General features: G+C 57.8%; 12 protein-coding genes and 4 pseudogenes. 9 read left to right on the top strand and 7 right to left on the bottom strand.

Translation table 11 applies throughout. The features are described from left to right. Positions 1–795 precede the first annotated feature (795 nt). The 3 genes from IVA95_RS15755 (at position 796) to IVA95_RS15745 (ending at position 4,108) form a co-directional block, all read left to right on the top strand. Positions 796–1,728, top strand: coding sequence for a DUF4157 domain-containing protein (locus IVA95_RS15755; protein WP_247511286.1), 933 nt, complete (start codon positions 796–798; stop codon positions 1,726–1,728). 633 nt (positions 1,729–2,361) lie between these two features. Beyond that, on the top strand, positions 2,362–3,417 hold the full coding sequence (locus IVA95_RS15750) for a hypothetical protein (protein WP_247511285.1): 1,056 nt from the start codon (positions 2,362–2,364) through the stop codon (positions 3,415–3,417). A gap of 397 nt (positions 3,418–3,814) precedes the next feature. Continuing rightward, positions 3,815–4,108 carry a hypothetical protein gene (locus IVA95_RS15745; RefSeq protein ID WP_247511284.1) on the top strand — a complete coding sequence of 98 codons (294 nt, stop codon included), beginning with the start codon at positions 3,815–3,817 and terminating at the stop codon, positions 4,106–4,108. A 502-nt stretch (positions 4,109–4,610) separates the two neighbouring features. Here the strand turns inward: IVA95_RS15745 and IVA95_RS15740 are convergent. Together IVA95_RS15740 and IVA95_RS15735 are read right to left on the bottom strand one after the other, a co-directional pair. Next, positions 4,611–5,380: pseudogene (locus tag IVA95_RS15740) on the bottom strand (acetamidase/formamidase family protein); the annotation flags it as partial. Positions 5,381–5,577: 197 nt separating this feature from the next. Then, on the bottom strand, positions 5,578–6,876 hold the full coding sequence (locus IVA95_RS15735; protein WP_247511282.1) for a serine hydrolase domain-containing protein: 1,299 nt from the start codon (positions 6,874–6,876) through the stop codon (positions 5,578–5,580). A 373-nt stretch (positions 6,877–7,249) separates the two neighbouring features. Between IVA95_RS15735 and IVA95_RS15730 the strand changes: the two genes are divergently transcribed. Next, the gene (locus IVA95_RS15730; protein ID WP_247511281.1) at positions 7,250–10,597 is read left to right on the top strand and encodes an adenylate/guanylate cyclase domain-containing protein; all 3,348 of its coding nucleotides are present in this window, start codon (positions 7,250–7,252) and stop codon (positions 10,595–10,597) included. Positions 10,598–10,844: 247 nt separating this feature from the next. Then, on the top strand, positions 10,845–11,297 hold the full coding sequence (locus IVA95_RS15725) for a cupin domain-containing protein (protein ID WP_057853859.1): 453 nt from the start codon (positions 10,845–10,847) through the stop codon (positions 11,295–11,297). Positions 11,298–11,518: 221 nt separating this feature from the next. Here the strand turns inward: IVA95_RS15725 and IVA95_RS15720 are convergent, their stop codons facing one another. Beyond that, complete coding sequence (locus IVA95_RS15720; RefSeq protein WP_247511280.1) at positions 11,519–12,490, bottom strand: tripartite tricarboxylate transporter substrate-binding protein; 972 nt, start codon at positions 12,488–12,490, stop codon at positions 11,519–11,521. Between the two features lie 207 nt (positions 12,491–12,697). On the opposite strand from IVA95_RS15720, the gene IVA95_RS15715 reads away from it, so the two are divergent. Further along, positions 12,698–12,997: a hypothetical protein gene (locus IVA95_RS15715; RefSeq protein WP_247511279.1), complete on the top strand. Its 300-nt coding sequence runs from the start codon at positions 12,698–12,700 to the stop codon at positions 12,995–12,997. A gap of 506 nt (positions 12,998–13,503) precedes the next feature. On the opposite strand, the gene IVA95_RS15710 is transcribed toward IVA95_RS15715, so the two are convergent. Then, entirely contained in the window at positions 13,504–14,265 is a 762-nt protein-coding gene (locus IVA95_RS15710; RefSeq protein ID WP_346658012.1) for a Crp/Fnr family transcriptional regulator, read from the bottom strand. Between the two features lie 1,018 nt (positions 14,266–15,283). Between IVA95_RS15710 and IVA95_RS15705 the strand changes: the two are divergent. Both IVA95_RS15705 and IVA95_RS15700 read left to right on the top strand, forming a co-directional pair. Beyond that, a pseudogene (locus IVA95_RS15705) lies at positions 15,284–15,461 on the top strand (SOS response-associated peptidase); the annotation flags it as partial. A gap of 491 nt (positions 15,462–15,952) precedes the next feature. Beyond that, on the top strand, positions 15,953–16,252 hold the full coding sequence (locus IVA95_RS15700; RefSeq protein WP_247511278.1) for a hypothetical protein: 300 nt from the start codon (positions 15,953–15,955) through the stop codon (positions 16,250–16,252). A gap of 634 nt (positions 16,253–16,886) precedes the next feature. Here IVA95_RS15700 and IVA95_RS15695 read toward each other — a convergent pair. The 3 genes and pseudogenes from IVA95_RS15695 to IVA95_RS15685 form a co-directional block, all read right to left on the bottom strand. Then, complete coding sequence (locus IVA95_RS15695; protein ID WP_247511277.1) at positions 16,887–17,048, bottom strand: hypothetical protein; 162 nt, start codon at positions 17,046–17,048, stop codon at positions 16,887–16,889. Positions 17,049–17,303: 255 nt separating this feature from the next. Further along, positions 17,304–18,578: an AAA family ATPase gene (locus IVA95_RS15690; RefSeq protein ID WP_247511276.1), complete on the bottom strand. Its 1,275-nt coding sequence runs from the start codon at positions 18,576–18,578 to the stop codon at positions 17,304–17,306. Between the two features lie 94 nt (positions 18,579–18,672). Next, a pseudogene (locus IVA95_RS15685) lies at positions 18,673–18,879 on the bottom strand (hypothetical protein); the annotation flags it as partial. 1 nt (position 18,880) lies between these two features. Here IVA95_RS15685 and IVA95_RS15680 point away from each other — a divergent pair. Beyond that, positions 18,881–18,964: pseudogene (locus tag IVA95_RS15680) on the top strand (SOS response-associated peptidase); the annotation flags it as partial. Between the last annotated feature and the right edge of the window lie 98 nt (positions 18,965–19,062).

The following is a 19,062-nucleotide window of genomic DNA, read 5'->3' as shown; positions in this document are numbered from 1 at the left end:
GTTGCGATGCATGAGTCCGTTCGTGGCACGTTTCGGACCTGATAGGGCCGGCTGATGATGTCTGTTCTTGAGGGGATTGTGTTGAAAAACTCGAAAATGGCGGGGCTCCGAAAATCTTGCACGTGTCGCATGTTGGCGGTTTCGGCCGCTGCGGAGCTCTGTAGAATTGATACGAGCGGCAGTGGTCGTCTTTGCGTTGATTGATTTGTCCCCCTCACATCGCGGCGAGTGAGGCGCATCAGCGGTCCTGAGAATTTTCAGTCATCAGCTAAACAGGACTTTTTCAACACAATCGGCCCAAAGCTGACACGACCGCCGATGCCGTGAACGTCCGCTGCTGGCGGTAGACCGCACGTGGCAGAGCGGCGGGCCTGCCCGGCTTCCGGTTTGACCAATAGCCGACAGAAATCGATGGCAAATTGCCATTTTTGGCTGGAGTAACGTCCGTAATTCGAGCCCCACGTGCGGTTCTGAAGCAGACCGCGCGCCAAAATTTAGAAGGAGCGACAATCTGCTGCATTGCACTCGCTTAGAGTTTTGCGGCCCAATGCGGCCTTCAACTGAAACCGTGGAGGACGACCTATGGGCGGGCTCTCGGTACTCGGGCCGCGTCACAGTTGCAGCGGCGTCAATCGAATATTGTTGCTTTTCTTATTGTTCATCTATCCAAGCTCGCATGGATATGCGGCGTGCGATCCAAATGAGAACTGTAGGCGTTGCCTAGTTTCAGCATTTGGAAAGTGTCGCCACCGGGGAAACGATCCCGCCTGCGAAGTACGAAAAGCGGCGTGTCAGGTGCCAGTTGCCGGGCCTATCATAACTGCACCCGGCAGCCCGCTTGGTCCCGGCGGTGTACTGGGTCCGGGCGGACCCGGTATCGGTCCCGTTACCGGGGAGCAACTCAAAAACTGCTTCGCCAACCCGCCTGGCTGTCCCGGGCAAATACTTTCCAGTCTCGCCTACCAGCAAATGGCAGGAATTGTTGATCAGTACATTGCCTATCTTCGTGGTCAAGGTCATGGCCGGTGGAAACGCCTCCCGGACGAGATAGTATTGGCTGTTCAGCGACAATATCCAATGACCGATCTACGCGCTGTTATGTATGCGGAGAATGTCAAAACCGTCCATGGGAAACATATCACAATTGGCAATGAGATATATTTTACGCGAAATATAGACCTCCAAGACTATGATGATCTGGAGCTAATGTTTCATGAGCTGGAGCACGTTCTCCAGTATGCGCGCCGCGGCGGTATCCGGCAGTTTTTGGCAGAATATATACTCAAAGTGCCCAGCCTGGTTATCTCTCGCCAGTCCTTTTCAGTCCATGACTTTCACGACATCGAGCAGGCAGCCAACGCGAAGGCAACAACTGTAATTATCGGCTATGCCGGTAGGCAAATCTATTTCCATAATAGTTGTACTCACCCGGTGCGCATGGCCGTCAGTTATAAGCGTCACAACTCAGAGACATGGAGAACTACAGGATATTGGGACTTTGATCCAAACAAAGGCGACACACTTGACGATGATGAAGCACCCATTTGGACGAAAAATTCAATTTTCTACGTCACCGCCGAAAGCATCGACGGCAGTAATATAAAGTGGGGAAACAGCGCTACCCGATACACGGTGGATATCGACTCTAAGACGCACGATTTTCAAATGGTGGATGACAGAAGCGGGCATCGTCATTTTCAAGCGCACATAGCGTGTCCCGGGAAGTAATACCTGCCGAAGCGTGCGCCGCAACCATTAGCCCCTTGCATGGGATGCAACGTCGCAGCCGCGACTTGGCCTGAAGTCACTTTGGCCCAAATCGGACGTGGGCCGCTCGACGCTGCTGCCCTGCGAAAGCGCCGTTCGAGAAGATTATCTCTTTCCCAAATCCTGTGCGAAATGCACGAGGTACCCGTCAGGGCTTGCACCAAGAACTGCCTGTTGCCGCGCTCCTCTCCTGCAATTCGATACCAGGCGTCATGACTCTCTCTGAAGAGAGGCCATTTTCTCACACCTCAGTGCATCGGGAAGAGGTGTCACAGAGTCGACGAACATCTAAAAGTTGATGCCGCGTCCCAGCGGTCGCGCTCCGGGCCTGACGCCATCCACGAATGGCCGTTGGAAAGTGACAGTGATACTTTCATATTTCATGGCCCGAGAGGGTGGGGATACCCCGAGGACCGTGCCGAAATGCCTCGGCGCGGAGGGCTGGACACTATCACCATCAACGTTATCTTCGAACTCAGCTACATCACCATAAGCTCGCGTAGAGTAGCGCCAGTGTCGGAGTTCTCCCAATTCAAATCGTGTGCGAATTGAACCGCTGAACCGGCGGCGCTACCCGCAACTAGGGAGCATGCAATGAATAACTGGTTTCGCACGGCCTTGAGTGCATTAGCTCTCGCAGTCGTCCCTAACGTTTGTCTCAGCCAGGAAAGCTGTTTGCCCGCCTTACAACCTGATATTGTAGATTTGACGAGTGACACACAGCAAAGATTGATAGTTCTCGACAAGATGCTCTCGTCCAGAGCTGAGGCGCGCGACACGGGGATTGCGGCGAAGTACGAAGGGTATGCCTTTGACTACAACAACGCGAAAAAAGTCGCATCGACCATGAGCAGATTGCTGCATGTCGACTATTCTAATGACGAGAAGCATACCATGTTTGTATCAAGGTTGAGCGGGAATGCGCTTGAGGCTTATCTATCGTGTCTCCGGAATAAGTCGGATTTATCTTACAGCTTTGCTGGAGACATCTTAGGTGCGCGAAGTTTCTTTATCAAAATCAATTGGCATCCGACCTATCGTCCTCAAGGCGACGAACAAAAAGGTACGGTTCAGCTCACGCAGGGAAAATTTGTAAAAACAGGAAATTCCGAAATGAATTTCACTATAAGACCTACCGATTCAATCTTTGTCGCTGTGGATCGAGATGAGTTTGAGCGATCTCAGATTGCCATAATGATCGACGGGAAGGTTCAGGTTGTTAATCTGCCGCCCCGTTCAAGGTTTCGTATAGTCTCAGGGATAAAAAGGTCGACAGACAAGCTGGAAACAGGGACTGTGGAAACAAGCGGTGATATTGGCAAGACGTTATGTGTTCAGCTTGAAAATACCGAGTTAGACAGCGCCCTTGTGCCCGGCAGTTTTAAATTTGTGTTTGCCCGAAAACAGGTATCGCGAGTCGTTGTTCAGGAGAACAACCCCGTTACTGAAAGCGATCGGTCTGCATGTTCGCATCTCGGTGTCGTTTTCCAAACTGTCTTCAAAAGCTACGCTTACGTAACCGCGCATGCCGAGGCTCTGGTCTTTTTCGCGGCGCCGGTTACTGCTACCGCCCCCGCGCCCGCAGCACCTGTTGCGGCTGCACCGCCCCAACCACCGACTCCGCCCAACCCCACTCCTCCGAACCGGTAAAACGAACGTCCGAAATCTCAATATTCGACGCTCGGCCTCGACGTGGCGCCGAGGCTGCTCGCCCGCGCCAATGAGTGATCGAATAGCCGCGCGACCGCGCACGTTTGCTGCAGTGCATGGGTCCGTTCCTGGCACCAAACGGACATTGAATTGCGGCCCTTGACGTCGGTTACCAGGGGTAAAGCGGACATCCCGCAGCTGAGCCGTCAGGTCCGCTGATGACCCCAAAGCTGCCATTGACTGACCTCGGGTGCGAGGCCCCATTCAGTGAGGCGGTTTGATTCGATACCATGGTCGTCCCCGACAAAGAGGCTGAACATGAGACGGCGCGAGGGTTGAGTCCCGGAACGTCGCGTCATAGAGGTCGATTGTCTCGCCCAACCGAAGGGAGAACTCCATGAAGGCCATCGCACTGGGCGCATTCGGTGCCGCGCTGCTCGCGTCCGCCGCTTCCGCCGCGCCCCTCAACGCGACGACGATCGGCTCCGCCGAAGTCTCCAACGCCGATCAGGTCGGTCTGGTCTGCAACGAGTATTATGGACGCTGCTGGCGGACCCGAGGACCGCGCTATGTCCTGCGCTATTACTACGACCCCAGCTACTTCCCCGGCCGGGGCTACAACTACTACGCTGGGCCCGGCTACTACGATCGCCGCTACGGCGGACCAAGGTTCATCATTCGCGGCCGGTAGCCCGCTCGGCCTCCCGGTGCCGCCGTCCCTGCTCGCCCCCGCCGACGAGATGATCGAATGAAGGCTGATTGTTGCAGTGCATGAGTCAGGTTCTGGCAGATTGTGTTGAAAAACTCGAAAATCGCGGGGCTCCGAAAAATCTCGCAAATGTAGCGCATTGGCGATTTCAGCCGCTGCAAGGCTCTGTAGAATCGATACGAGGTCCAGCGGTCGTTTTTGCGGTGATTGATGTGGTCCCCTCACTTCTCAGCGAGAGAGACGCACCAGCGGTCCTGATAATTTTCACTCATCAGCGAGAAGGGACTTTTTCAACACAATCGACACGAAACGGACTCGCCCAGTCATTTCGCCGAGGTCCGGTCCGTAGTTGAGCGTAGAGCGGACCAAGCGCGTCCGGCGCCGGAGGTCAGTCGATGGCTAATTTCGGACATCAACGATTGCCTTGAAACGGCAGCGCGACGCGGCCAGACTCCGGCCGAAACCGACCGCGTCGGTGTATAGATCAGGTCTCCCCACCGGCGAAAATATCCTTCTTGATGACCGCGTGGACACCCCAATTTCCATCAACCACCTGGGTGATGCCGAAGTCGACGCCAATCGTAATTAAAGAGATGGCCTCATCTTCGGTCAGCTTCTTGGTCGTCATCAGAAATTTTCGCATCTTGCGGAACGCATCGCGCAAAGCAAGGTCAACCGACGATTTCGAATAAATGTCCGACTGCGCCTTGTTCCCTAATTCGGTGAGATAATTTGCGAAGCTGAAGCCGTGCACCAGCCACTCGTCCTTGGTTTCCAGCATCGGATAATCGAGGGCTTCGAGAGCCGTACCGACCAAATCGGCCTTCTTATGCAGAATGATCTGGAAGGTGCCGTTCAGCGAGCATTCGATTGCCGTACCGCAAAGCTCGGAATCTCCCTGCGAGGCGTGCGAGTCGCCAACCGATAAAAGGCCGCCTTCGACTGCAACCGGATAATACACCATGGCGCCCTTGCCGATCCGCCAATTATCGATGTTGCCGCCTGTATAGCTCGGCGGAATCGAGTCGACGATATCGGCTTCCTTGGGCGCCAAGCCTATTACGCCGAAATGCGGACGTATCGGAATGCGCACGTTCTTCAGGATGCCATGGTTCTCCTTAATCGTAGAGTGATCGACTGGAACGCTAGGATAGTCGATGGTTTTGTGCACTACGCCGGAAGGGTCGGTCTGCGGAGTCCATACACGGCTTTCGCCCAGTTGCGTTCGCCGGTGGCGTCGACTTCGTAGATTGTGAAGTCGGTTGGAGCGGAGCTAGGTCACCAGCCGACACCCGGTTCTTTGATCATCCCCTAAATTAGCGGACATGCGCTGACTGGGTCGTCACTTCCGCTTGGTGCCGATATTGTGAGTAGAAAGAACAAGCGTCGCCTGGACAAGCGGAGCGCGCACATGGGCTACCGCTGGGTGCAGAGACCCGACTTCAGGCGCTTCAATTGCCTCCGGCGAAGGCGTCATACACCAGTTTCTTGAACGCAACCTTGGTGCGGGCGCGCTCGTTCTGCGTCTGCGCCATCAGGATGAAGATCATGTCGAGCTTGGGATCGACGCCGAAATAGGTGCCGCTGCCGCTGTCCCATTTCAGTTCGCCGATTGAACCCGGCGCCGGTGGTTTTGCCTCCCCCGAATCGGTACGCACGGCGATGCCGTAGCCGAACCCGAAGCCATCGCCGGGAAAATAGAAGTAGTCGCGCCCCACGCCAGAATCCGGCCCGACATGGTCCGTCGTCATGTCCTTGAATGCCGCAGGGCTGATATAACGCGTGCCGTCAAGCTCGCCGCCATTGAGGATCATCTGCGCAAAGCGCGCATAATCGATGATGGTCGAGACCAGTCCACCGCCGCCGGATTCCCACTGCGGATGCGCACGGCGCTCGCGCTCCGCATCGACGAGTACCCTGTCGCTTGGCAATGGCTCCGCCATCAGCGTGAGTTCCTGGGTCGCGTCGAGCACGAATTTGGTGTGGTTCATGCCCAGCGGATCCAAGATGTGCTGCTTCATGAAGTGATAGAGCGTCTTGCCCGAGACGATCTCGATTACGCGGCCGAGCACATCGGTGGAATGACCGTAGCGCCAGAGTGTGCCAGGCTGCCGTGCCAGCGGTAGTTTCGCGATGCGCTCGGCAAACTCCTTGTTGTCGAATTTCCCGTCGAACAGATGCGCTTGCGAATAGACCTTCAGCACCCACTTGCCGCCGATATATTCATAACTGATGCCCGAAGTATGCCGGAGCAGGTCCATGATGGTCACTTGCCGCATGGCCGGGACGAGCTTCAGCGTTGGTTCGCCCCGTACATCCGTCATTTCCAGCCCAACCTGCATATTGGCAAAGGCCGGGATGTATTTTGAGACGGGATCGTCCAGTGCAAGCTTGCCGGCATCGATCAGCATCATCGCCGCCAGACTCGTGATCGGCTTGGTCATGGAATGAAGGGCAAAGATCGTGTCCGGCGTCATGGGGAGCTTGGTTGTGACGTCGCGCACGCCAAAGCACTTCAGGTAGACGGGGCGGCCATGCTGCTGGATCAGGATGACGGCGCCCGGCAGCTTTCCTGTTGCAACCTCGTTGTTGAAGAACTCGGCAATGAGCTGCAGCTTTTCCGGTGCTGGCGCGGGCGCATCGGCCGCGCCAGATGTCCCGCTTCCATTTGTGCAATGCGCCACGAAAGAAGCCACCAAGGCGATGCGCCGGGCGCTCGAGGCTGCCACTGAATTGAACGCGTTGCCCATGGTCGCCGCGCTTTCCGCGCCAAAAGGTCTCGTCGTTCTGCACCCGCTATCGTTCCTGCAGGCTCGGGCTCGTTACAAGACAGCAAGGCTGCCCAATTGAAGCAGTCGTCGGGCAGGCGACATGATCTCGATTCGTGCTTCACCCGTGACGATCGTAGTGTGTGCATGTGCTGTGCCGCGATGCATGAGTCAGCTCATGGCACGAAACAGACTCGGTCGCGGCGTCTCGCGATGTCCGTTCATTGGCGCGAAGCAGAAGTAGCGCGGAAGCGCCGCCACTTCCGAGTCTGACCCAAACCGGTCATCGGCATTCCCTAGACAGACAGTCTTCCCTGGGGGATCATGCAGCGGTCAGCACACGAGGGGCGCCGCCATGGACCTCGGAGCTTGGCTGCGGAAGCTGGGCCTCGAACATTATGAGGCAGCCTTCCGCGAGAATAAGATCGATGACACGGTCCTGCCGAGTTTGACGGCGGAGGACTTGAAGGATCTTGGTGTCGGATTTGTCGGGGATCGTCGCAAGCTGCTCGACGCCATCGCTGCCTTGCGCGCTGGAGCAAGCGCACCAACGCCACTTTCCGACGCTCCCCCGGCAACCGACGAAGCCGCCACTGACACCGCCGAGCGCCGCCAGGTTACCGTGATGTTCTCAGACCTTGTCGGTTCGACGGCGCTCTCCGCACGCATGGACCTGGAGGACCTGCGCGAGGTCATTTCGGCCTATCAGACGAGCGTCGCCGAGACCGTGCGCCGCTTCGGGGGCTTCGTCGCCAGGTATCTGGGCGATGGTGTGCTGATTTACTTCGGCTATCCGGCAGCGCATGAAGATGACGCCGAGCGTGCAGTGCGGGCCGGCCTTGCGTTGATCGATGCGGTGGCAGCGCTCCCGGCTCCTGAGCCCCTACAAGTGCGGATAGGGGTTGCCACCGGGATCGTGGTGGTCGGGGATCTTCTGGGGTCCGGCGAAGCACAGGAGCACGATATTGTCGGCGAGACCCCGAACCTCGCGGCACGCCTTCAAGCTATCGCCGAGCCGAACACGGTCGTCATTGCCGAGGCCACCCGCAATCTCATCGGCAGTCTCTTCGAACTGCAAGACCTCGGGCCCAAGGACCTCAAGGGGATCGCTGGGCCGGTGAAGGCTTTCGCGGTGCTGCGGGCAAGTTCTGTCGCGAGCCGCTTCGAGGCGATGCACCCCGGCGTTCTGACTGCACTCGTCGGACGAGAAGAAGAGCTTGAACTGCTGTTGCGGCGCTGGGCGAAAGCGAAGACCGGCGAAGGCCAGGTGGTGCTGCTATCCGGTGAGGCCGGCATCGGCAAATCCAGGCTTGCCGCCGCGCTCATGGAGGAAATCGCGGCCGAGCCACACACGCGACTGCGTTATTTCTGCTCGCCACAGCACACGGACAGCGCCCTTTATCCAATCATTGGCCAGTTCGAACGTGCCGCCGGATTTGCACACGGCGACACTCCGCAAACAAAGCTCGACAAGCTTGATGCGCTACTGGCGCAGACCTCGACGTCCAGGCAGGACGCGGCGCTCTTCGCCGAGCTGTTGTCGCTTCCTAACGACGGACGCTACCCCGCTTTGGAGCTTGCTCCCGAACAGCGCCGGCAGAAGACGCTGGAGGCACTTGACCGACAATTGGAAACCCTGGCGCGCTCCAGCCCCGTGCTGACGATTGTCGAGGATGCACACTGGGGCGACCCCACCAGCCTGGAAGCGTTCGGTCGCATGGTGGACCGGATTGCGAACCTTCCCGTGCTGTTGATCGTGACGTTTCGGCTCGAGTTTGAGGCGCCCTGGGTCGGACAACCGCATGTAACAGCTCTTGCCCTCAACCGGCTGGGGCATCGCAACGTCGACACCATGATCGACCGCGTCATCGGCAACAAGCTGCTGCCGGCGAACATCAGAAAGGACATCATCGAGCGCACCGACGGCATCCCATTGTTCGTAGAAGAGATGACCAAGGCCGTGCTGGAGGCCGGGGGCGAGCTGGAGGCGATGCAGACTGCGGCTGCGGTTCCCTCCCCGGCGCTGGCGGTCCCCGCGAGCTTGCATGCTTCCCTGATGGCGCGGCTCGACCGGCTCGGCCCGGCCAAGGAGGTGGCACAGATCGGGGCGGCGATAGGCCGTGAGTTTTCTCATGCGCTGTTGACTGCCGTGGTGCGCAAGCCAGAGGCCGAACTCGGCTCGGAACTCGACCGTCTGATCCGGGCCGGTTTGCTGTTCCGCAAGGGCGTGCCGCCGCACGCGACCTATCTGTTCAAGCATGCCCTGGTCCGGGACGCTGCCTACAGCACCTTGCTGCGAAACCAACGCCGCGACCTGCATGAGCGAATCGTGGCCAGCCTCGAAGAGCGCTTTGCGGAGTTCGGCGAGGCAAACCCCGAGGTGCTCGGTGGGCATTGCGCGGAGGCCGGCCGCGTCGAGAGAGCCATGGAGTACTACCTGCAGGCCGGCCGGGCCTCGATTGCCCGATCGGCGCTGCATGAAGCGGTCGCCCAATTGCGCCGCGGCCTGGGCTTGTTGAAGGACGTCGCCGAGAATGCAGATTTCTGGCGCAGGGAATTCGATCTGCAGATTGCACTCGGTCAGGCGCTGATCATGCTGGAGGGCCACACAACCGAGGCGGCAAACGGCGCGTATCGGCGTGCCCATCAGCTCTGCGGGCTCCTGGGCCGACCACGGCAGATCGTCCCCGTCCTGTGGGGTTTGGGAACCTACCACCTGCATCGGGCGGAACTGCACCAGTCGATGCAGATTGCCGATGAAATGCTGGAGCTGGGCGAGACCTGGGGCGATGCTCGCATTATGGCCACTGCGTGCATGCGGAGCGGGGTTGCAAGCTTCGGTCTTGGAGATCTAGGGACGGCGCAGGCGGTGCTGGAGCGCGGCCTGAGCCTGTTCAATCCCGCGGATCGCCCGTTCTACAGCGCGTTTTCGATCCAGGATCTTCAAGTTACGCTGCTGAACTTCCTGTCACATACGCTATTCTGCCTTGGCCATATCGACCGGTCGGTCCAGAGCTTGAACGAAGCCTTGTCCATATCGGAATCGCTTTCCCATCCGTACACACGGGCGCACGCACTGGCCCATGTCTGCTGGACCGGCTGGATGACAGACCCTCGGGAGAGAATCCTCGCCGCAGCTGAAGCGGCAGTACGGCTGAGCACTGAGCATGATTTCCCCTTTTATCTGGGTATGAGCATGGTCTTCCAGGGATGGGCGATGGCAGGAGGCGAAAGCACGGAAGCAGCCCTAGCGACAATTGAACGCGGGCTCGCTATGTGTGCAGAAATCGGCGCAGTTTCCTATCGACCGCTTCTGCTTGTGGTTTCTGCGGCCGCTTACGCCAACAGCGGACGACCGGAGCAAGGACTGGCGCGGATCGCCGAAGCGCGTGAAGTCATGGCGCGCGCGGACGAGCGCTGGGAGGAGGCCGAATTGCTCCGGATGAATGGACGTCTGCTCTTGGCCTGCAATGAGCACGCGGCGGCCGAGGCGGCCTTCGATGACGCCATGAAGATCGCCAGAAGCCAGAATGCGAGAACCTGGGAATTGCGCTCCGCGATGAGCATGGCGCGGCTCTGGAGTGATCAAGGCAAGCGGCAAGCGGCGCGTGAGCTTCTCGCGCCTGTCTACGATTGGTTCACCGAAGGTTTCAACACGCTGGACCTGCGAGAGGCCAAGGCCTTGCTCGGCGAGCTTGGTTGATAAGGCCGTCGGCGACTTCCGGTATTGGCACTTTTGAGACATGCCGACCGGCCCTGACGATGTCCGTTCACCGGGATACACCGGAGGTCTTCGCCGGACGGTGAAAACGACGCTTTTGACCCAATTCGGACTTGGTTCGCGATGGACGGTTCAAGCCGATCCGAAAATGAATTTAAGCGCTTCAGTCTGAGTTTTTGCTGTATCCTATTGGGCCTTCGAGCTCCGCAACATTTGGGAGGAGGTTAGGATGAACAAGTCCTTTGTCGCCGCCACTTTGATCGCGTTGGCAAGTTCTGCGATGGCTCAAGATGCGATGAAGGTGGTCAAGCCCGATGGGCTGACGTGGATAGAGCATCCGGTCTTCAGGGGCGTGCAAACCGCCATCTTGATCGGTGACCCAACAAAGGCCGAGACGATCGTCCAGCGGGTGAAATTCCCGCCGAATTATAAAGTTCCGCCGCACACTCATCCCTATGCCGAGGTCGTCACCGTGATGAGTGGCAGCTTTGGGAACGCCATGGGGGAAAAGTTTGATCCCTCGAAAGGCGAGATATTGAAGCCGGGCTCCGTCTTCGCGCTGCCGGCGAAGCACCCCCATTATGTTTGGACGACAAACGAAGAAACGATGGTCCAAATTGTATTCACCGGGCCGGGGGGCATCGTGTTCATCGATCCAGCCGACGATCCGCGCAAGAAGTAAAAACGAAGCGCCGAAGCATAAAAAGAGGCCGCTTCAATCGGTGGCCTCTTTCGTCATTCCGGCACAGGCGCGATGTCGGCTGTTGGCACGTTTGAGACATGCCGACCGTATTGAGCAATGTCCCCTTTCAGGGGTAACCCGGAAGACATTTGCTCACATTGAGTTCTTTTCAGTTTGACCCCTTAGCAGACGTTGGCCATCGGAGCTTGAATAATGCCTCTCTAATTTTGCTTTGCCGGGGATGAGGTCACAACCTTGCCCCAGCGGGGCACCTCGCTTGCGACAAATTCGCGGAGAGCCTCCGGTGTCCGCCGTGTGGCATCGGGGATGACAAATCCGATGTCGACAAGTCGCTTGCGCGTCGCTTCGTCATCCAGTGCTTTGTTCAAGGCGTCGCTTAGCTTGGCTTGTATTTCAGGCGTCAAATTCTTGGGGGCGAAGATCGCGTTCCAGGTCGAGACGACGAATTGAGGGAGGCCGCTTTCCACGGTTGTCGGAACGTCAGGGATGATGTCGGCGCGCTGCGGACTCGCGATGGCGATTGCCTTCAGGGTTCCGCTCTGAATCTGGGAGATGGCGCCACTCAGCGAAATACAACTGAAATCGACTTGGCCGCCCATCAGGTCGTTCATCGCTGGTGCGCCGCCGCGATAAGGGACGCGCCCCGTTTGAATACGAAGCATTGATTGCAGCAGCGTGCAGAAAAGATGGGTAGGGGATCCGACGCCGACATGCGCTTCATTGACCTTATCGCGGTTCGCCCTGACATAGGCGATGAACTCCGCGAGGCTGTTCGCCGGGAAGTCTTTTCGCGTCACGATGACAGCAGGTACTTCGGCGGCGAGACCGATGGGCGCGAAGTCATTGATTGGATCGTATTTCAGGTCAGGATACTGTGCTGGGGCGGCGCCGTGCGTCCCCATGTTGCCCATGATGATCGTATACCCATCCGGTGCCGCACGGGCAGCGCGCGTTGTCGCCGTTGTGCCTGCAGCACCGGGCTCGTTGTCGACGATTATGGGCCGGCCGAGCGTCTTTGACATGTGCTCGGCCAGGATGCGCGACAAAGTGTCGTTCGATCCGCCGGCCGCATAGGACACTATGAGCGTAATTGCTCTCGACGGATAGTCGGCCCGAGCCGCTCCGGGGAGGAGGGCGAGGCTTGCAAAAAAAAACGCGAGCAGGCGATTCATGGGGGATCCTTTCCTCGCTTACGACTTCCTCTAATAGCTTACCCTCAGCGCGGCTTTTTAGCTATGATATGGAAAGGTCGAACCTCGTACCTACTGAGGTATGTCACCCAATCTGGACCACTCAACGCGAGCCGATTACTCCATCATGCCGACCGCCGTTATGTTTTCGGTTTCGAGCCATTGCCGTCCCATACCGGGTTGGTCCACATGAACGCCTTGCGTCGCCTTTGGAAAGGGGACCTGCCGCTGCCGCAGGCGTTCTGGAATTGGGCGGTGGCCGGCGGAATTGTGGTCAACGTGCTCACGTCAATTTCGTTTCTGGCATTGATCATGGGCGATCTGATTGTCGCGGCCTTTGTCGTCGGTTACGCACTTTCAGTGCCCTACAATATCGTCGCAACGGTCGGCGTCTGGCGATCGGCTGGACACTACGAGGGTGAGCGCCGTTGGGCCGACCTCGCACGCATTGTTACGGTTGGCGGAATGATGCTTTTGAGCGTCACCTGATCGATCACCTCTCCCCAACGCCATTCACATACTCAGAATCCGCCACCATGAATTCGTAAGCGTCGAGCACACGAATAACATCTATCGCTTCGCAACACCCAGTCCGCCTGCAGTCGGAATCGGCGGACATCATTCGTCGATGCCTCCATTTTCCGATCTTGTGAAGTCTGAGACATTCCGACCGGCGCTGGTCAAGTCTGCTTACAAGCGTAGACCGGAAGTGGTCGGTACGCGCTCAAACCGGCGCGATTGACCCACAACGGAAGTCGCAGCGCTCCGAAAATGTGACGCTGCCGCAGCGGTCATTGAAGGGTCCGGCATCGGTTCCCCGGATAGTTGGCGCAAATCTCTGAAGGGACGGCATCCCGTGGCCTACCTCGATCGCTGCACGTTTCGAGACCCGGCGGGCTCCTCCAGCGTCACCGTTGTCAGCGCCTCGCGACAATCGCGGCAGACGAGGCGGACGCGCTGAGTCCAGCAAACCAAATCCACTTGGCTCGAAACGATCATCCACCTTGAGGGTTGTCGGCCGCCGGAAAATGCAGGTGCGGCGTCACGGCTTCATCCGGGACGATCCGATCGGTTTCACGGCGCATGATGCGGTAACATTCGCAGCTAGCTTCCTCAAGCCGGACCCTGTCAATTTCGATCAAGCCCCGCCGATCGGATCTGATAGCACCAACGGCACGGAGGTTGGCAACCACCAGTGTCACGGTGGTTCGTCGCACTCCAAGCAACTGCGAAAGCGTCCCCTGTGTGACTGACAGGATGTTGCCCTCGGTTCGATCGTGCAGTTCAAGCAGCCAGCGGGCCAGGCGGGCCTCGACCGGGTGCAGCCCATTGCAGGCTGCGACATGCTGGAGCTGCATAAGAATCGACCCCGTGTGCGCCTGAACGACGTCTCTGATGGCGCTGCTCCCCATGTAGGCAGCATGAAACCGCGATGCGGAAATCTGTGATGCGGTGCCGCCTACCCGCACGACCGCGGTCACGGAAGATCGGGATGTTCCCAGGACCGATAGAGCGCCAAGGGCTCCCTCGCGCCCGATCACCGCGGTTGCAATCGTTGCTCCGTTCGGCATGTCGAGCATGAAGGAAATGGCCCCGCTGTGGGGAAAGTAAACATACTCGCGTCGATCTCCCGTTCGCACGACCACGGCATCCCGTTCAAGAGAGACCTGCTGGAGATGAGGGCTGAGCAACGCGAGGTCCGCCGGCGGCAACGAAGCTAGGAGACGATTACCGCCGTTGGCAGGACGCCCTATCACGTGAGACTTCTCCCCTCAGCGGGACGCGCAACTCTCCCGCAATGTCTTTGGCGGCTGCGTCTTCTGTGCTGCGCCGATACCATCTCGACCTTCATTGTGCTGGTTTTGAAACTGCCCTCTTGAACGCAATATTCACTCACTACTGCAACCCGCTGGGCCGGTAAAGGTCGCCAATGGCGGTCATCTTTCGGGGACTAAGAGCAGGTTGCCGGTTACGATAAGAATAGTTGGCCTCGGCTAGCGGCGACTTCCGCATTTGGCACCTTTGAGACATGCCGACGCTTACGAAGAATGTCGGCTTTCAGGGGTAAGGCGGAAGGAACGCGGATCCGGCTCACACCCAAGTTTTGGCGAGGCAGGCTATGGATTTTTGGAGGAACCAATTGCACGGAGCCGGTGAATGTCCGTTCTGCGGGGACGAACGGACTCTCAGCGAATGCGTTGCTACTTCTCGTTTGGCACTTTTCGGACATAACCGGTTGAGCTGACGAGTATCCGTTCAACGGGACAAAGCGGACCTCGAATTTGCTTACGTCGAGTCTGAAAATCGACCCATGCTGACACTTCCCTCGAGATCTACGCAGGTAGGCGGCGAAAAGCCTGCTAGCATCGGGTGACCGTCGTTGCAGCGCCAGTGACGCGAACTTCGGCCGCTGCTAGAATAGAGCGTCCATCCATCGACACAGGGCTCAACTTGGTCATTCAGATGACGGATCAGATAAGGCGTTCGCTGTGTTGTTCGAGTTATTTTCAAAACCGAGCAATCAGAAAGCTTATCGCAAATACGATCTAAAAATTGAAAATGGCGAACCTGTATTTTTTGCTGAGTGAGTTCGATCGAGTATTCGACGAAATCCTTAAAAATATTGTGGGCCGAGTTCGATTGAATAAGACTCCTGTCGAAAATGCCAACGCTCGCGCGTTGCCGGCAAGCAGCTGTATATTCCCAAACGATTTCATAGCGCCGGTCCGTTGAGACCATCTCCTATGAACCAGTGTCGACTGCCACCTTTTCTAGACCAAGAAGAAGGACGTCGTCTGGTTCGCCCTGGATGACGATGGGCCCCTCGCGGCTTTCGCCGGCATCTGGACCGAATAAGGGCGACCGGGATGCCAAGTTCAAGCCGGTCCCCGGCCCTCACCTCGTCTACGGTTTCCTGACGACATCACCTAACGCGGTCGTCGAACCTATCCACTTCGGCTCTTAAGCTAGTCAAAACTGCGGCCAAATTAGTCTAGCGGTAAGCGTCCGGTAAGCGAACCCATGAAGCGCGAACAGAAAATCACGCTTGGGGAAATGCGCTCGTCCGGCGGCCCCACCCGACTCATCGTCTACTGCGGTGACTACAAGTGCGCGCACTCTGTCGTGATAGGTGCCGGCCGCTGGGCTGATGACGTACGGCTGTCTGATCTGGAGCCAAAATTTACGTGTAAGGTTTGCGGGCACGCGGCGCCGATATCCGGCCGCTGTTTGAGGGGCAAAAGAAGCCGGCGGAATGAACCCGCCGGCCTCGGGATCGGGTGCGCAGACGGTTGTTGGACGCAAAACTCGAATGTTCTCCGCATGTTGTCCACATATGCTCGCGGCGGTCTCAACATCCAAGCCCATCGTTGGAACGAAAACTCTCTGAGGCAGTTCACGCTTGTTGGCGCTGGGGGCCTCTTTCCGTTCAGAAGAGCTCACACAATGACCAAGAGCATCCTTGTTAGTCTTGCTATCCTCACCCTCTCCACTTCTGTCGCTTTGGCCGCGCAGCGGACTCAAAGCCGCGCGATGAAGCCAAGCGCATCTGCCGCCGCGATGAACCCAAACCCAAATGCCCGTCCGATGACCCCAAACGCATTTGCTCGTATGGGTCCGTCTCCGGTGGTCGTGCCGGGCGGTGTGAGTAGCAGCGACCGCGACCTGCATTTCCGAAATCTACGCGACTCCGGGTACGATAAGAAGAATGACTTCAACCCGAACGGGACCATACGGACGCAGTAGCGTCAGGGTTCTATAGGGCCGGAGGTTGATTTCCTTCAGGTTCCCATGCTGCGGTGGGCCGCTTGGATGTGCTCCGAGACCGAGGCGTGGGTGGTCTCCGCGCCATAGAAGCACTGAGCCCGGTCGTCTTGAGTCTGGGTGGGCATCAGCAGCCGCTCTTCGTGCATCCGCTCCTTCCATGCATGGAAGTCGATGAGGGCCGGTTGGAGACAGACGCCGCCGGGACAATATATTTCGAGCCCGGCAGCGTAATTTTGTGGACAAGCCGCTCCCTCGCCATCACGCCAGAGATGCTGTCCGGCAAGCACTACCCCTCGCGAACGCCACTGTGCGCGTCGGTGCCCATAAACAAGGCCCGGCGGTCAGGCCGGGCCGTTTTCTTAGCTGCAATCACAACCCGTCTAGCGGGTTCGCTGCCCTTCGATCAGGGACGGCCGAGATGATCGCCGCGCAACGGGCGTGCGAGGTAGATCTGCAAACTCAGAGGAATGGTAGTCTCGTCCTTCGGGCGTGGTGATGTGAATGTCATAACACCCAGTTTGCGACATTTCGCGAGCCTTCTTCAGCGCAGCCTCGGGGGTCTTCCTCCGATGCAGGATTTCCCCGTCCTTGCACTTCGCCTTTATCGAGAATCTCATTTCTTCTCGTTCTTGTTCTTTTTGTTCTTCTTGATGATTCCGGCCTGGGCTCTGAAGGCCTGGGCCAACGTCTTCATCTGATTAGCCACAAACGCGTCCGCCGAGGTCGCCGCAACCCGTTCTGCGGTGACCGCCTGCTGCCGGATTGCTTTAGCCATCTTCATGAGAGTTCAATTGCCAGCCCAGCGCGTGGTTCCAAGCAGAATTGGCTGTGGGTCCCGGAACGGACGGTCGAGAGGCCGCAGTCGGCAACACCATGCGCGAGTTGCATCGGATGCCAGCCTATCCTCCAGGCTGGCAAACGTTCGAACGTCACCTCTTCTACCAGCAATCCTTTCCGTGGTGTAGCGCAATCCCCTCGCGCTCGCCCTCCGGTTGCGGAATCGATGAGATGTCCGAGAAGGCCGTCAAGGCTAGATGGCGAGCCGCCCCTGTTCCCGTTGAAGAAGAGTAGCCTTAGCTGTTTCCGGTATCAGTTTGTTTTGAATGCCGCGGATAATAACATAGGGCTGCATCATCGGGTCCTTGAACCGAAACTGTTGCTTTCGATCTCCACCACGTTTGTGCAAAATGAACCCGCCCTCCTCGGATGAGAAGCGTCGCAGGTGCTTCTCGAAATGAGCAATACGCTTCTTCTCCTTCATGATTGCACTGTAGGGCTCGACTACGTCGTTTGCAGTAAAGAAGCCTTCATCGTCCGTTTGCGCCAGAGCGCAAGCCAGTAGAGAATGTTCAAAGAAATTGTCCTGATTGCTTCGTATTGCCGTCCGGTATGCTTCTTTGAAAGCCTTCTCCGTGTCCTCAATGAAGCGAGTCATTGAGGCTTCTACGTCATCATTCGACACCTCCAGTCGCCTGTTATCGACCGCATGCAGGGCGGCGTGTTTCGATAGGGTCTGTGTGAAATATGGTAGTCCCCGCGAGAGAATAACTATTGTCCAAATCGCATCGCGCGAAAATGTCATCACCGTTCGAGCGGCGCGCTTCTGGATGATCTCAATCAATTCGCCATCGGACATTCTGCTCAAGGGGACTTCGACCAACGCCCGGTCGATCGAGGCGTGATCTTCAATCAGTTCAGAAATATTTTCTGCAACTCCTACCAGTATTGCCGTTGTGCTGACAGAAAAGTCATACAACTCTTTGATGAGATTTGCGGTCAACTTCTTTGCGTCCGCGTCAACAACTTCGCTATATTCATCAATGATGATGATTGGCAAAGCGTTCGCGCCGCACTTTTGCAGTTCGCGACGTATCTGTGAGGGCGACCATGATTCATAGCCTGTTTCAAAATTGACGTACTCAGCCTTGCCGCTAGCTACGCCGGCAGCGTGAAGCTCCTCCATAGCGCGGCCCCACAAAGAAGAAAACGTGTCGTGCGGACCGGCTTGAATCCTGGCTATGATGAAGCTGCGGAGTGTCTTACTGAACCGCTTCCAGAAGACGTTCGTAAGTGAGGTCTTGCCGACACCCTTCTCTCCAAAGAGAACGACGTGCTTGGATCGGGCAATAACCGCATCAATGATCTTGCGGACTTCTGTCGATCGCCCCGCAAACAGGTCTTCCTCGTCTACGGGCGCTCCGTCAAACAGCGTCGAAATCTCATAGGACAACTGAAACCAGTCGTCGTTGGATTTCGGCTTCTTTAACTCGGCTTTGCTTGGAGCTGGGAGTCCGTCATTTGCCATTGCCGTTGACTAGCACGCCAATGGCGTTGAGTAAAACGGAAAAGGCGTTGACTAGCTAAGCCCTCAGCGGCACCACGTTGCTGGGCCTCGCCGCTCACCGTTCCTCGTCCGGATGCACCCATTTGTAGGGCGTGATCTGGCGCGTCTCGGTCAGCTTGACCATGCGCACCGGTGGCGCCGAGCGGCCCTTCCGGCATGATCGACATTTCAGGGAGGCCCCCAGCTTCCATTTCGGCGTGTCGCGCGGCCGGCGGATGGCATCGAGCGGCAGGCTTGCCCGGGTCTTGCAGCGGTTGCATTCGCCTCTGCCCACGACCGGCGGGCCGCCGGTCACGAACATCCGCAACACCTCGTGCCCGCACTGGCGCAGCCGCTTACGCGAAGAGGTCAGCGGGGTCTAAGACGCCGATCGGGATCCGTCTGGCTTGTTGTCGGAGGCCCGCCGCCACCGGCGGCTCCGCCGCCGTCGCCGGGCGGCGACATC

It is taken from the genome of Bradyrhizobium sp. 157 (assembly GCF_023073815.1).
Lineage (GTDB): Bacteria > Pseudomonadota > Alphaproteobacteria > Rhizobiales > Xanthobacteraceae > Bradyrhizobium.
Note: the sequence above shows the minus strand (reverse complement) of the source record. Positions and strands in the feature narration are given on the sequence as shown.

Bases quoted from the DNA above. Each gene is read 5' to 3' on its own strand.
- IVA95_RS15745 (WP_247511284.1), top strand. From the start codon at position 3,815: ATGAAGGCCATCGCACTGGGCGCATTCGGTGCCGCGCTGCTCGCGTCC.
- IVA95_RS15750 (WP_247511285.1), top strand. From the start codon at position 2,362: ATGAATAACTGGTTTCGCACGGCCTTGAGTGCATTAGCTCTCGCAGTC.
- IVA95_RS15690 (WP_247511276.1), bottom strand. From the start codon at position 18,578: ATGGCAAATGACGGACTCCCAGCTCCAAGCAAAGCCGAGTTAAAGAAG.
- IVA95_RS15700 (WP_247511278.1), top strand. From the start codon at position 15,953: ATGACCAAGAGCATCCTTGTTAGTCTTGCTATCCTCACCCTCTCCACT.
- IVA95_RS15730 (WP_247511281.1), top strand. From the start codon at position 7,250: ATGGACCTCGGAGCTTGGCTGCGGAAGCTGGGCCTCGAACATTATGAG.
- IVA95_RS15720 (WP_247511280.1), bottom strand. From the start codon at position 12,490: ATGAATCGCCTGCTCGCGTTTTTTTTTGCAAGCCTCGCCCTCCTCCCC.
- IVA95_RS15695 (WP_247511277.1), bottom strand. From the start codon at position 17,048: ATGGCTAAAGCAATCCGGCAGCAGGCGGTCACCGCAGAACGGGTTGCG.
- IVA95_RS15735 (WP_247511282.1), bottom strand. From the start codon at position 6,876: ATGGGCAACGCGTTCAATTCAGTGGCAGCCTCGAGCGCCCGGCGCATC.
- IVA95_RS15725 (WP_057853859.1), top strand. From the start codon at position 10,845: ATGAACAAGTCCTTTGTCGCCGCCACTTTGATCGCGTTGGCAAGTTCT.
- IVA95_RS15715 (WP_247511279.1), top strand. From the start codon at position 12,698: ATGAACGCCTTGCGTCGCCTTTGGAAAGGGGACCTGCCGCTGCCGCAG.